This window comes from Amycolatopsis sp. A133 (genome assembly GCF_031082405.1).
In the GTDB taxonomy this organism is placed as follows: Bacteria; Actinomycetota; Actinomycetes; order Mycobacteriales; family Pseudonocardiaceae; genus Amycolatopsis.
Genome location: NZ_JAVHJU010000020.1, coordinates 88187 through 100156 on the forward strand (window position 1 = coordinate 88187; position 11970 = coordinate 100156).

Annotated in this window: 15 protein-coding genes; 9 read left to right on the forward strand and 6 right to left on the reverse strand. The window is 73.4% G+C overall.

What is annotated here, in order from left to right:
* Nucleotides 1–14 precede the first annotated feature (14 nt).
* From Q5425_RS16900 to Q5425_RS16925, 6 genes are all read left to right on the forward strand, one after another.
* Nucleotides 15–359 carry a hypothetical protein gene (locus tag Q5425_RS16900; RefSeq protein WP_308673191.1) on the forward strand — a complete coding sequence of 115 codons (345 nt, stop codon included), beginning with the start codon at nt 15–17 and terminating at the stop codon, nt 357–359.
* 195 nt (nt 360–554) lie between these two features.
* Nucleotides 555–1031 (forward strand): MarR family transcriptional regulator, encoded by a 477-nt coding sequence (locus Q5425_RS16905; protein ID WP_308673192.1) that lies wholly within the window; start codon nt 555–557, stop codon nt 1029–1031.
* A 149-nt stretch (nt 1032–1180) separates the two neighbouring features.
* Nucleotides 1181–1771 carry an RNA polymerase sigma factor gene (locus Q5425_RS16910; RefSeq protein ID WP_308673193.1) on the forward strand — a complete coding sequence of 197 codons (591 nt, stop codon included), beginning with the start codon at nt 1181–1183 and terminating at the stop codon, nt 1769–1771.
* The gene (locus Q5425_RS16915) at nt 1764–2642 is read left to right on the forward strand and encodes a CU044_5270 family protein (RefSeq protein ID WP_308673194.1); all 879 of its coding nucleotides are present in this window, start codon (nt 1764–1766) and stop codon (nt 2640–2642) included. Before Q5425_RS16910 ends, Q5425_RS16915 begins: the two co-directional genes overlap by 8 nt.
* A 65-nt stretch (nt 2643–2707) precedes the next feature.
* A complete protein-coding gene (locus tag Q5425_RS16920) occupies nt 2708–3352 on the forward strand; it encodes a TetR/AcrR family transcriptional regulator (RefSeq protein WP_308673195.1) in 645 nt (214 codons plus the stop codon).
* Between the two features lie 66 nt (nt 3353–3418).
* Nucleotides 3419–4288 carry a trypsin-like serine protease gene (locus tag Q5425_RS16925; protein WP_308673196.1) on the forward strand — a complete coding sequence of 290 codons (870 nt, stop codon included), beginning with the start codon at nt 3419–3421 and terminating at the stop codon, nt 4286–4288.
* Here the strand turns inward: Q5425_RS16925 and Q5425_RS16930 are convergent, their stop codons facing one another.
* Nucleotides 4289–4924 carry a TetR/AcrR family transcriptional regulator gene (locus tag Q5425_RS16930; protein WP_308673197.1) on the reverse strand — a complete coding sequence of 212 codons (636 nt, stop codon included), beginning with the start codon at nt 4922–4924 and terminating at the stop codon, nt 4289–4291.
* 96 nt (nt 4925–5020) lie between these two features.
* Between Q5425_RS16930 and Q5425_RS16935 the strand changes: the two genes are divergently transcribed.
* On the forward strand, nt 5021–5617 hold the full coding sequence (locus Q5425_RS16935; RefSeq protein ID WP_308673198.1) for an SRPBCC family protein: 597 nt from the start codon (nt 5021–5023) through the stop codon (nt 5615–5617).
* Nucleotides 5618–5637: 20 nt separating this feature from the next.
* A complete protein-coding gene (locus Q5425_RS16940) occupies nt 5638–5955 on the forward strand; it encodes a hypothetical protein (RefSeq protein ID WP_308673199.1) in 318 nt (105 codons plus the stop codon).
* Here Q5425_RS16940 and Q5425_RS16945 read toward each other — a convergent pair.
* The 3 genes from Q5425_RS16945 to Q5425_RS16955 form a co-directional block, all read right to left on the reverse strand.
* The gene (locus Q5425_RS16945; RefSeq protein ID WP_308673200.1) at nt 5936–6688 is read right to left on the reverse strand and encodes a ZIP family zinc transporter; all 753 of its coding nucleotides are present in this window, start codon (nt 6686–6688) and stop codon (nt 5936–5938) included. The genes Q5425_RS16940 and Q5425_RS16945 overlap by 20 nt on opposite strands.
* A gap of 398 nt (nt 6689–7086) precedes the next feature.
* Nucleotides 7087–7227 carry a hypothetical protein gene (locus Q5425_RS16950; RefSeq protein WP_308673201.1) on the reverse strand — a complete coding sequence of 47 codons (141 nt, stop codon included), beginning with the start codon at nt 7225–7227 and terminating at the stop codon, nt 7087–7089.
* 35 nt (nt 7228–7262) lie between these two features.
* Nucleotides 7263–8105, reverse strand: a complete 843-nt coding sequence (locus Q5425_RS16955; protein ID WP_308673202.1) for a phytanoyl-CoA dioxygenase family protein — start codon at nt 8103–8105, stop codon at nt 7263–7265.
* Between the two features lie 81 nt (nt 8106–8186).
* On the opposite strand from Q5425_RS16955, the gene Q5425_RS16960 reads away from it, so the two are divergent.
* Nucleotides 8187–9182 carry a LacI family DNA-binding transcriptional regulator gene (locus Q5425_RS16960; protein WP_308673203.1) on the forward strand — a complete coding sequence of 332 codons (996 nt, stop codon included), beginning with the start codon at nt 8187–8189 and terminating at the stop codon, nt 9180–9182.
* A 40-nt stretch (nt 9183–9222) separates the two neighbouring features.
* Here Q5425_RS16960 and Q5425_RS16965 read toward each other — a convergent pair whose 3' ends face one another.
* Together Q5425_RS16965 and Q5425_RS16970 are read right to left on the reverse strand one after the other, a co-directional pair.
* Entirely contained in the window at nt 9223–10473 is a 1251-nt protein-coding gene (locus Q5425_RS16965) for a GGDEF domain-containing protein (RefSeq protein WP_308673204.1), read from the reverse strand.
* Nucleotides 10474–10716: 243 nt separating this feature from the next.
* Nucleotides 10717–11949 carry an MFS transporter gene (locus Q5425_RS16970; protein ID WP_308673205.1) on the reverse strand — a complete coding sequence of 411 codons (1233 nt, stop codon included), beginning with the start codon at nt 11947–11949 and terminating at the stop codon, nt 10717–10719.
* Nucleotides 11950–11970: the final 21 nt, after the last annotated feature.

An 11970-nucleotide genomic window follows, 5' to 3' on the forward strand; every position in this document is an offset into this window, starting at 1 on the left:
TCAGGAGTCGTTTGATGACCAGCGTCCTGACCGACGGCGTCGGGAATTCGCGTCCGGTCCCCCGGCCGCGGCCCCGCCCGGTCACGTCCGACACGCTCGCGGAGCTCGCCCGCCTCGCCGCGCTGGCCGAGCTCGCCCGGCGCTCCTCGCCGTCCCTGATGCACCACGCGATCCTCGCCGGCACCTCCCCCGCCACGGTGGCCGCGGCCGCGAAGATCGACGTGGCCGAAGCGCACATCCGCTGGCACGAATGGGCCGACACGGCGGTCGGCCGCGACGAGTACCTCCGCGTGCACACCGCGTTCGCCCGAGCCGTGGTCGTCCGCCACGACGCCCTGGAGGAGGGATTGTGCCCGTAGAGACCGCGGGAACGACCTTGGCCGACCTGGCCGCGCTCGACCAGGCGGCGACGGAGCTGCTGGCGGAGCTCACCGAACAGCTGGCGGCCGCGGCGTCACGGCGCTGAGACGGGCGAACCACCCGGCGTAGTCCTCACCAGCGACAACGCCCGTCTGGACTTGAGTTCGAATTTGAACACCGGGTACGGTTGTGACATGGGTCGTCCGCGGTGGCTGAACGCCGAGGAAAAGCGCGCCTGGAACGCGTTCCTCAGCACCTCCGAGCTGCTCAACCGGCGGCTGGACCAGCAGCTCAAGCAGGACTCCGGGATCTCCCACCTCCAGTACGTGATCCTCGCGCGGCTGTCCGGTGCCCCGGACAAGGAGCTGCGGATGGCCGAGCTGGCCTGCGCCGTGGCGAACTCCAAGAGCGGGCTCACCTACCAGATCGGCCAGCTGGAGCAGGCCGGCCTGGTGCGCCGCCGCGCGTGCGAGAGCGATCCCCGTGCCGTCTACGCCGTCCTCACCGACGAGGGCACGGCCCTGCTGGAGCGGGCCGCGCCCGGCCACGTCGCCCTGGTCCGCGAGCTGCTGATCGACGTCCTCAGCCCGGACCAGCTGAGCGCGCTGGCCGACGGGCTCGGCGAGGCGAACCGTCGCATGCTCGCGGCCGGCGACGCCGGCTGTTCGTGACTCCTCGGGCAACTTCCCGCTCGAATCCCGCCGCGGACCCGGCCTTCCGGTGACCTGCGTCACTTTTGCCGTCGAACACCCGGATCCTGGAACCCGGTCCCCGCCGTCCGGCAACAGCAGACGACACCGGCTGGACCGAAAGGCGGGCGATGACCCCGGAAGACACCGATGCCGACGACGACGCGAGCCTGATCGCGCGATCGCGGCACGAGCCGAGCCTGTTCGCGGTCATCTTCGACCGCCACTCGCGGCACATCCACCGCTACCTGGCCCGGCGGCTCGGCGCGGTGACCGCGGACGACGTCCTGGCGGACACGTTCCTGATCGCCTTCGACAAGCGGGCGAAGTACGACCCGGCCCGCCCGGACGCCCGGCCGTGGCTCTACGGCATCGCCACCAACCTCGTCTCGCGGCAGCGGCGGACGGAAGTGCGCGAGCTGCGGCTCCGGCTGGCCGTCGGACCGCCCGCCGCCGAAGAAGGGCACGCCGACCGGGTCGCCGACCAGGTCAGCGCCCAGGCCCTCGGCAAGCGGCTCGACCGGGCCCTGGCCGCCCTGCGGCCCCGCGAACGGGACATCCTGCTGCTCGTCGCCGCGGAAGGCCTGGGGTACCAGGAAGTCGCCCAAGCGCTCGGCATTCCCGTCGGCACCGTCAAATCGCGGCTCAGCCGGGCCCGCGGCCGCGTCCGCGCCGAACTCGGCGCCCTCGACCTCGTGAAGGAGACCTCCGGTCATGGATGAACTGGACCTGATCCGCGACCGCGCGGAAACCGTCGGCTTCGTGCCGGCGGACCACCTCGCCCCGGCCCGGGAGCGGCTGCTGGCCGCGGCGCGCGGCGAACGGCGGCACCGGCCGCGCCGCTGGTTCTGGATCGCCGGCGCCTCGGCCGGCCTGGCCGCGGCGATCACCGCCGTCGTCGCGCTGGCTCCCGCCGACCAGGTCGGCGTCGGGGCAGGCGTGGCGCACGCCGACCCGGTCAAGGTGCTGACCGCGGCGGCGAGCAGCGTGCTGAAGGAGCCGGCCAAGCCGCCCCGCCCCGACCAGTTCCTGTACGTGAAGACCGAATACCCCATTCCTCCCAACCGCGAGGTCTGGTTCTCGGTCGACGGCACCCGAGACAGCCTGATCGGCGGCACCAAGGAAGGTGGCTGCCGCAACGGCAAGGCGCCGATGTACGGCACGAACGACCCGCGCGCGGAAGGACAGCTCCAGGACTGCGCCCCCCGCGCGGTCTACCGGACGGACCTGCCGACGACGGCCGACGCGATGCTGGCCTACCTCTACGACAAGGAGAGCGATCGCGACGGCCGAGCCACCTACATCGGCAAGGCCGTCTACAACCTCGCCTATGAGCAGGTCCTGCAGCCGGCGTCCTACGCGGCGCTGTTCGAGGCGGCGGCGAGGGTGCCGGGCCTGACGGCCCTGGACCACGTCACCGACGGCGCCGGCCGCCCGGGCGTAGGGATCGAGTTCCCGATGCCCCCCGGCTCGAGCCCGAAAGCGAAGCCGATCGTGCTGGTCTTCGACGCCACCACGTTCCAGTTCCTGGGCACGACCGACAGCGCGGTGACGGTGAAGACCTACGTCGACGAGGTGGGGCAGCGCCCCTGACGGCCGGGCCCGCCGGGCCCTCCGTTACGACCCCGTGCCGTATCGGATCGATTAGGCTTCCGCTCATGGCGCGAGCACGCAAGGCCGACGAGGAAGCCGCGCCGAAGCCGGGTGGACGTCCCCGCGACACCGCGCTCGACGAAGCGATCATCCTGGCCACCCGTGCGCGCTTGGTCCGCGACGGCTACTCGCTGATGACCATCGGCGACATCGCGGCCGACGCCAAGGTCAGCCGCCCGACGCTGTACCGGCGGTGGCGCACCAAGTTCGAGCTGGTCGTCGACGCGCTGGACTACGGCTTCCGCAAGCAGCGGGACTCCTACACCGTCGACCTGAGCGAAATGGCACCGCGGGAGGCGTTCACCGAAGCGGTCCGGCGGCTCGATCCGGCGTACTTCAACCCGGACGCCATGGTGCTGATGGGCAACTTCGCCGGCGAAGCCATCCGCACCCCCGAGCTGCTCGGGATCCTGCGGGAGCACGCCGTCGAACCGCGGGTCACGCTGGTCGAGAACGTGCTGTCGCAGCTGCAGGAGAGCGGCGCGGTCTCCGGCGGCATCGACCGGCACACCATCGCGACGCTGTGCTTCGGCAGTTACTTCGCCGCGTTCTACCGCGGTGAGAGCCGGGACAAAATCCCCGAAGCGGTCGTGTCCGTGCTGTGGCCGGCAATCGAAGCGAAGAAGCCGGCCCGCCGCCGACGCGGCTGACCGGCGCGGATGCAAGATCACCGTCGTCCTCGCAACCATTCCGGGCCTTCACCCGTGCATTGAAGTGTGAGGACCTCTTCGGATCGACGACGGCAGTTCCGGGCCCGGGCGGTGGCGGTCGCGGTGCTGGCCGGGGCCGGGCTCGCGTTCGCCCACGCCGTGACCGGGGCGACGGTGGCGGGGCCCGTCCTGGCCGCGGCCGCCGGCGGGCACAGCCTGCCCGACACCGCGGCCCCCGCGCCGGCGCCCGTGACCACCTCGGCGCGGCCGGCGCCGAACCCGGTCCTGCCGTTCAACGCCAAGCTGACCTCCGACGACATCCCCGTCCCGGGCGGCGGGGTGCGCAGCGGCGCCTGCAGCGGCGCACTGGTCGCGCCGCAGTGGGTCGTCACCGCCGGGCACTGCTTCCACGACCTGAAGGACGCGCGGATCGGCGGGCGGCCGCCGTACACGATGAGCGTGACCGTCGGCCGGCTGAAGGACACCGATCCCGGCGGCTACACGAGCGAGGTCGTCGACGTCCGGCAGTCGCCGGTGAACGACCTGGCCGTGGCGAAGCTCGCCACCCCGATCGACGACATCGTCCCGGTGGCGCTGGCCACGAGCCGGCCGTCGATCGGGAAGCAGCTCCAGTTCGCCGGCTGGGGGTCGCTCTCGGCGACCGTGCTCGGCCCGTCCGACCACCTCAAACGCGGCCGCTTCACGGTGTCGGGCATCGGCCAGGCGACCCTGGAGGCCCAGCCGGTCGGCCGGCGCACCGTCGAAAACGGGCCGTGCCCCGAAGACTCCGGCGGCCCGTTCTTCGTCTCGGACGACGACCGCACCGCCACCCTCGTGGCCATCGTCAACACCGGGCCGCCGTGCCCGCAGCCCGGCCCCGAGACGATCGCGCGGGTGGACGTCGTGGCGGACTGGATCCGCGAACAGACCGGCTGATCACCGCCGCCGCAGCGCGGCCAGCTCCTCGGTGATCAGCAGGTCCGGGTCGAACTCCATGCCGGCGAACTGGCCGGCCAGCTCGAGCGAGAGCACGCCGTGCAGCCGGGTCCAGAAGGACAGCGCCCGGTGCAGGGCCGCGGCCGGGGCGGGGTGCCCGCCCGCCCACTCGCGGTGGGTCTCGAGGTGCGTGTCGAACGGCGTCGGCGGCTCGTCGCCGGTTTCCTCCGCGCAGGCTTCGATCAGCACGGCCATCACCTCGGCCGAGATCGCGGTCGTGTCGTCCGGTGCGTGGTAGCCGGGTACCGGCGTGCCGTAGATGAGGAAGTACCGCTGCCGGTCGCTGCGCGCCCAGCCGCCGATGGCGTGCGCCAGCTCGAGCAGGCCGGCCCCGGCGTCGCGGGCGGCCCGGACGGTGTCGGCGACGCTGCGGTAGGCGTCGCGGATGAGCGCGGTGATCAGCTCGTCGCGGCTCGCGAAGTACCGGTACAGCGCCGGGCCGCTCATGCCCACCTGCTTGGCGATCGCGTTGAGCGACAGCGCGGCCACCCCCGCCGCCGCGATCTGCTCCCACGCGTGGCGCTTGATCTCGGCGCGCACCTGGGCTCGATAACGCTCTCGCGGGCTCTCGCTCATCACCGTTAGAGGCTATCACGCTCGCTATTGACACTCACTGCTGACGGGTTATAGCTTCTAACCATCAGAACAAGAACTAACAAACCGGAGGACACCTTGCCGTCCCGGCTGCGTTCCGCACTGCTTTCGCTCTCCCTCACCGCAGGGCTCCTGGGCACCGCCGCCTCGGCGGAGGCCGCCCCGGCGACGGCCCTGACCTGCCGGGGTGCCGGCATCGACCCCGCCGCCCAGCTCCACTACCGGACCGAAACGCTGATCAAGGCGCCGCCCGGCGCGGTCTGGAAACTGCACACCGACGTGGCGCGCTGGCCCGCCTGGCAGCCGGCCGTCACCGGCGCGCAGCGGCTCGATCCCGGCCCGCTGCGGCCGGGGTCGCGGTTCCGCTGGACCACCCCGGCGCCGCCCACGCCGACGACTCCGGCGACCACGCTGGTCATCACCTCGAAGGTCGAGCAGCTGCGGCCCGGCCGGTGCGTCCGCTGGACCGGCCCGGCGATCGGCGACGGCCTGCGCATCGACCGCGGCGTGCACGTCTGGACCTTCACCCCGGTTCCGGGCGGCGTGCTGGTCCGCACCGAGGAGAGCTGGACCGGCGCGCAGATCGAGACCGACCCCGCCACGGCCCTCCGGTACCTGGCCCCCGGGCTCGACGCCTGGCTGGCCGACCTCAAGACCACCGCCGAAGCCCGCTGAACCGCCCCCAGGAGAAGACGATGACCGTCACCGCCCCGCACCGCACTCCGAAGACCGTTCCCGTCGCGGCCTGGACCGTCCCGGTCCTCGTGGCCGGCCAATTCGCCCTGCTGGCCGGCGTGCCCATCGCCGTCGTGCTGCTCGGCTCCCTGCGCCGGCGGGCCCACCGCCGGTGGGCCGTCGCCCTCGCCGCGGTCTACGCCGCCGCGCTGGTGCTGTGGCTGGCCGGGCCGAGCACCGCGCCGAGCCTGTCGAAGTACCTGAGCCCGGTGGCGACCGCGTTGTTCGCCGCGGCCGGTGTCGTGACCGCGGTGGCGGTCAGCCGACGTGCCCGATGACGAACGCGGTCAGGAAGCCGATGGTGGCGAGCAGGCCGGTGTAGAGCTCCGTGCGTTCGAACGCCTCGGGGATCATCGTGTCGGCGATCATGGCGAGGATCGCCCCCGCGGCCACGGCCGTGATCGCGGCGACGGTCGCGGGGGACGCCGTCCGCAGCAGGAGGTTGCCGGCGAGGGCCGCGGCGCCGCTGACGAGCGCGATGCCGCTCCACACGCCGAAGACGTACCGGGCACTGCGGCCGGCGGCCTTCATGCCGGCGGCGCTGGACAGGCCTTCCGGGACGTTCGAGATGAACACCGCGGCGAGCACGGTGACCCCGATCCCGCCGCCGCCGAGCAGGGAAACGCCGAGCACCACCGATTCCGGGATCCCGTCGAGCAGCGCCCCGACGGCGATGGCCGCGCCGCTGCCCGCGGTGTCCTGTTCGGACGGTTGCTGCCCGCCGGAGCGCTTGCGGTGCCGGGCGCCGCGGCGTGCGAGGAGCACGTTGATCACGACGTAGACGACCGCGCCGCCGAGGAAGCCGCCCGCGGTCGGCACGAGCCCGCCGGAGCGCTGCGCGTCGTCGACGAGGTCGAAGGCCAGCGCGGAGATCAGCACCCCGGCCCCGAAGGCCATGATCCCGGCCACGACCCGCCGCGATACCCGCACCCACCAGGCGACGGCGGCGCCGAGCACCAGCGCCACCCCGCCGACCAGGCCCCACAGGCCCGCCTCTGCCCATTGCGGCACGAAAGCCACCTTCCGCCGGCTCGGTGATAGTCCGCAGGGAAACTACCCACGATCGCCGTCGCGGACACACGTGCCGACGTCGCGAATGACTCATTCGGGACCTCCGACGTCCCGAATGAGTCATTCGCGGCATTCGGTGCGGCTGAGCGGTGTGGCGCGGGTCACGGAATGTCCGGCGAGCTTCGGCGCTACACCCAGGAGAACCGTTCGTCCACAAGGGAGGGCCATGTCCGCCACCACCGCAGAAGAGTCCGTCGCCGTGCCCGAGCTGGAAGACTTCGACTTCCCGCTCACCGACGGCGCCGCCTGCCGCATCGACGACCCGGATTGCGAAGCCTGCCAGTGAAATCAGGCTCCGGCCACGGGCGCAGTTCGCGTGGCCGGAGCCTGAAGACCGGCTAGACGTGCATGGCGAGCCACAACGCCATCCACGCGACGCACGCCAGCGCACCGCCGACCCCGAAGGCCAGCAGTACGCGTCGCAGCGCCGCGACGGTTCCGGCCCGGCCGGACATTTCGGTGATCCCTGCTTCTGCCATGGCCGGAAGGTGCCCGGGTCCGGGGCCGCCAAACATCACGCTCCCATCACCAGGCCCTCGATCGTGTGTTTCTGGGTGATGGGCTCCAGGACGTCGACGACCGGGCAGTTCAGGTGCGCACGCAGCGATTCCGGCAGGGACGCCCAGAACTCGCGGGTCACCGCGGTGTCGTGCCGGGCGTCGTTGCCCGCCCCCGGCGCGTCGAGGCCCAGCACCAGCACCGGGCGCGACTTGGCCGAGTGGTTCGCGGTGCCGCGGTGGACCGTCAGCGCCGACCGGATCGAAATGTCCCCCATTTTCGGGAACTTGCGCGCCGCGAGTTCGTGGTAGCGCGGATAGGCCTCCCGCGGCGGGAACATGCCGTGGTCGAATGCGCTGCCGTCGTCCCAGTGCGTGCCGGGCGCGATTTCGAACGGCCCCATGTCCGGCTCGGTGTCGACAGCGGTCACGTTGACCGCCAGCGACGTCAGCTTGCGGTCGCGCGCGGTTTCGGCGGGCATCGGGAAGTCGCGGTGCCACGGCTGGTCCACGGCGCCGGCGAGCGGGACGTCGAAGCCGACCTCGACGATCCGGTACTCCGGCCCCAGCACCGCCTCGGCGACGGCGGTGATCCACGGGTGGCCGGCCAGCTCGGTGAACCCGCGCAGCTGCTCCGGGTGGATCTCGACGTAGAAGCGGTTCGGGCCGCGGCCGACGGCGCCGTCCGGCCGGGCCCTGGCCTCGGCGAACGCCGTGTCGATGTCTTCGCCGAGCTGCCGGACCCAATCTCGGCTGAACGCCCCGGGCAGGCCGATGATGCCGTCGGCGTGCAGGCGCTCGGTCAGCGCCGCGAGTTCGGCGGCGGGCAGCGGGGCGGGGACGGTCTGGTTCGCGGTCATCCTGGCCTCCTGGAGGGCACGACGGCGTGGCAGCTCAGTTTGCAACGTGGCATGCCACGTTGCAAGAGGTACCATTTGCCGGTGAACCCGAAACTGCGTGACGTGGCCGAGCACGCCGGCGTGTCGGTGCGCACGGTGTCCAACGTGGTCAACGGGTTCCGCTACGTGGCCCCGGCGACCCGCGAGCGCGTGCAGGCGAGCATCGACGCGCTGGGCTACCGGCCGAACCTGGCCGCGCGCACGCTGCGGCGCGGCCGGACCGGCCTGGTGGCGCTGGTGATCCCGGAGATCGACTCGCCGTACTTCGCCGAGCTCGCCGCGCGGACCGTGCGCATCGCCGGTGCCCGGGGCCTGACCGTGCTCATCGACCAGACCGACGGCGACGCCGAGCGCGAGAAGGAACTGCTGCACGGACGGCGCAGCCAGCTCGTCGACGGCGTCCTGTTCAGCCCGTGGGCGGTGGCTCCGGCGGAGCTGGCCGCGCGCACCGACACCGTCCCGCTGGTGCTGCTCGGCGAGCACGACGGCACCGGCGGCATCGACCACGTCGCGATCGACAACGTCGCGGCCGCGCGCGAGGCCACCGCGCACCTGCTGGCGTCCGGCCGCCGCCGCGTCGCGGCGCTGGGCATCCAGCCCCGCTCGCTCAACGCGACCGCCCGCCAGCGCCTCACCGGCTACCGGCAGGCCCTGGCCGAGGCGGGCCTGGCGGCCGAGCCGGAGCTCGAGGTGCCGGTGCGGCGCCTGCACCGCGCCGACGGCCACCAGGCGATGCTGCGGCTGCTGGACGCGGCGCAACCGCCCGACGCCGTCTTCTGCTTCACCGACGAGCTGGCCCTGGGTGCGCTGCGGGCCGCCGCCGACCGCGGCGTCACCGTGCCGGAATCCCTGGCGCTGGCGGGGTTCGACGACATCGAAGACGGCCGCTACAGCACCCCGGCCCTGACGACGGTGGCACCGGACAAGGACCGCATCGCCGAACTCGCCCTCGACCGCCTGGCGAGGCAGGCGGCCGACCCGGAACCCCCGAGGTCGATCGTCGCACCGCACCACCTGGAAGTGCGCGAGACGAGCTGAGCGGGCGGCGGACGCGGTGGCCCGGCCGGAACCGGCGGGCTCACCACCCGGCGACGGCCACCCGGTCACGGCCGGCCTTCTTGCCCGCGTACAGCGCGTCGTCGGCTGCCCGGATCATCTCGTCCAGGCCCGCTCCGGGCACCGCGGGGTGCAGCGCCGCGCCGATCGTCGCCGAGAGCGTCACCGGCTCGCCCGCCGGTGTGGTGATGCGCAGCGCCCGGATCCGCACGCGGATCCGCTCGGCGATCGCGCGGACCTCGGCTTCGTCGACGTCGGGCAGCAGGACGGCGAACTCCTCGCCGCCGTACCGGCCGACCGTGTCCCCGCGCCGGACGGCCCGGGTGAGCACCGTGGCCACCTCGGCAAGGACGTCGTCGCCGACCGGGTGACCGTGGGTGTCGTTGATGCGCTTGAACCAGTCGAGGTCGATCATCAGCACGCCGATCCGGCCGCGGGTGCGCTCGAGCGCGTGCTCGGCCTGTTCGTGCCAGGCGATCGCGTTGAGCAGCCCGGTGCGCTGGTCGGTGCGGGCGGCGACCTTGAGCTGGTCGAGCTGGACGCACTGGTGCAGCGCGAACGTCGGGATCATCATCAGCAGCGCGGCGGGCGGCCACCACAACAGCGCGAGCGCGACGAACACGCCGAGGGCCAGCTGGCTGACCTCCAGGAGGTTGTCCGAGGCGCTGCCCAGGAGCCGGCGGGGATGCTCGACGGTGACCGTCCAGGCGATGACCGTGCCGATGAGCCCGGTGTTGACCGCCCACTGCACCGCGGCCGCGGCGACCACGGCGGCCAGGTCGGCCCAGCCGGGCCGCGCGCCGCCCGTGAGGTGCTCGTGGACGCCGCTCGAGCGCAGCACGGCGACCGCCGCGGCCGCGGCCAGCGCGAGCGTGGCGGCGGTGAACACGGTGCGGTGCGGCGGCCGGATCGGGTCGAACCGGTTGACCAGCACCCAGCGGTGGGCGTAGAGCACCGCCACCAGCGCCAGTTCGAGCACCAGGGGCAGCACGATGGCCCCGGCGAAGATCCAGACGCTGCAGAGGTCGACGTACGGCGTGCCCGAGCGGTCGCGACGGCGCCGCTCGATGAGGTGCGAGGCGTGCAGGTGCGGCAGCGCCGCCGCCGCGAGCCAGCCCGCCGTCACCCATTGTCCCGGCGTCGGTGCCGCGCGGGCCGCGAGCGCCAGCACGCCCAAGGCCAGCAGGTCCACGCCCAAGACGAAGTACCGCACCCGGCCGGGCAACGACCACAGCTTCCACCCCGGCGGTACCCAGCTCCCGGATTCCCCCATCACAGCGCCTCCCCCGCGCCCGGTGATCCCCCGCTTGCCCACGGTAGTCGTGCCGGCGCCGGATGTCAGCCGTTTCCCGGTCACGCGACCCGACCGGGCGGCTGAGACCATTCCGGGGTATCCGGCACCGGACGAACCGCACGGAAAGGGGCAGCGATGAGCGACAAGGGCTGGTGAACTTTCACTTCCACTCCCCTGCCACCGGGAAGGAGCCCGCGATGAGCGACAAAGGCTGGTGAAACCTCAGGCCTCGGCCGGGAGCGCGGCCGAAACGGCGTCCGGGCGACGGCGTGCCCAGGCCGCGGCCGCGGCGAGCGCGACCAGCGCTCCCGCGGTCCCCGCCCAGGCGATCGCCGTCGCCGGCCCGACCAGCTGGGCGAGCACCCCGCCGGCCACGATCCCGAGCCCCTGCCCGGCGATCATCCCGGTCCGCGCGAACCCGAGCGTCCGCCCGCGCACCCGCGGCGGGGACAGCTGCACGAACGTCGCCCCCGCGGTGACCTGGTAGGCCGAGCACAGCCCGGACACGAACAGCAGCGCCAAAGCCGCGCCCAGGGTCGGCTGCCCCCAGAAGGCCACGAGCGGCGCCGACGTCCCGACCGCGAGCACACCGAGCGCGCGCACCCGCACCGGCCGGGCGACCCGCCGCAGCAGCAGCGCGCCGGCGACCGCACCCGCCGGTTCCGCGGCGAGGAGCACCCCGATCCAGCCGCCACCCGCCCCGACCTGGTGGGCGAACGGCACCGCGAGGCCCTCGGGGACGACGGTGAACAACGCCAGCCAGCCCAGCCACACCAGCGTGCCCAGCGTGCGGTCCCGGCGCACGGCGACCGCCCCCGCGGCGACCCGGCGCCAGGACCGCCGCCACCACGTCGCCCCGCTTTCGCCTTCCCCTTCCGCGGACGGCGGGTGGCGGCCGAGGCCGGCGCGGATCAGCAGGGCGGAGACGGCGAAGGTGGCGGCGTCGATCGCCAGTGCGGCGTGCGCGCCGACCCCGGTGACGACGAACGCGGCCGCGGCGAACCCGAGCACCAGGCACAGCTGGGTGGTGACCTGCTGAACGGCTTGACCGGCCTCGTACCGCGCGCCCAGCAGCTCCGGCAGGACGGCGCCCTGCGCAGCGGAGAACGGCGCCTCGGCCAGCTGGACCAGCACGAGCAGGGCCGCCATCAGCGGCAACGGCACCACGGGCACGGCCATCACGGCCACCAGCACCGCCCGCACCCCGTCGCAGGCCACCATCACCCGGCGGCGCGGGTACCGGTCGGCCAGCCAGGAGAGCAGCGCCCCGGACACGAGCGCCGGCAGCATCGACAGCGCGTAGGCGGCCGCGCTCAGCGCCGCGGAACCGGTGCGCTGGAAGACGAGTATCGACAAAGCGACCCGGGCCAGCTGGTCCCCGGCCACCGAGAGGAGGCCGGCGAGCCAGAGCACGCGGAACCCGCGGACCGCGAACGCGGACCACGTCGTGCCCATCCCCACCCTCCCCAGGCTGTC

Bases quoted from the DNA above. Each gene is read 5' to 3' on its own strand.
- Q5425_RS16900 (WP_308673191.1), top strand. From the start codon at position 15: ATGACCAGCGTCCTGACCGACGGCGTCGGGAATTCGCGTCCGGTCCCC.
- Q5425_RS16905 (WP_308673192.1), top strand. From the start codon at position 555: ATGGGTCGTCCGCGGTGGCTGAACGCCGAGGAAAAGCGCGCCTGGAAC.
- Q5425_RS16910 (WP_308673193.1), top strand. From the start codon at position 1,181: ATGACCCCGGAAGACACCGATGCCGACGACGACGCGAGCCTGATCGCG.
- Q5425_RS16915 (WP_308673194.1), top strand. From the start codon at position 1,764: ATGGATGAACTGGACCTGATCCGCGACCGCGCGGAAACCGTCGGCTTC.
- Q5425_RS16920 (WP_308673195.1), top strand. From the start codon at position 2,708: ATGGCGCGAGCACGCAAGGCCGACGAGGAAGCCGCGCCGAAGCCGGGT.
- Q5425_RS16930 (WP_308673197.1), bottom strand. From the start codon at position 4,924: ATGAGCGAGAGCCCGCGAGAGCGTTATCGAGCCCAGGTGCGCGCCGAG.
- Q5425_RS16940 (WP_308673199.1), top strand. From the start codon at position 5,638: ATGACCGTCACCGCCCCGCACCGCACTCCGAAGACCGTTCCCGTCGCG.
- Q5425_RS16950 (WP_308673201.1), bottom strand. From the start codon at position 7,227: ATGGCAGAAGCAGGGATCACCGAAATGTCCGGCCGGGCCGGAACCGTC.
- Q5425_RS16955 (WP_308673202.1), bottom strand. From the start codon at position 8,105: ATGACCGCGAACCAGACCGTCCCCGCCCCGCTGCCCGCCGCCGAACTC.
- Q5425_RS16965 (WP_308673204.1), bottom strand. From the start codon at position 10,473: ATGGGGGAATCCGGGAGCTGGGTACCGCCGGGGTGGAAGCTGTGGTCG.
- Q5425_RS16970 (WP_308673205.1), bottom strand. From the start codon at position 11,949: ATGGGCACGACGTGGTCCGCGTTCGCGGTCCGCGGGTTCCGCGTGCTC.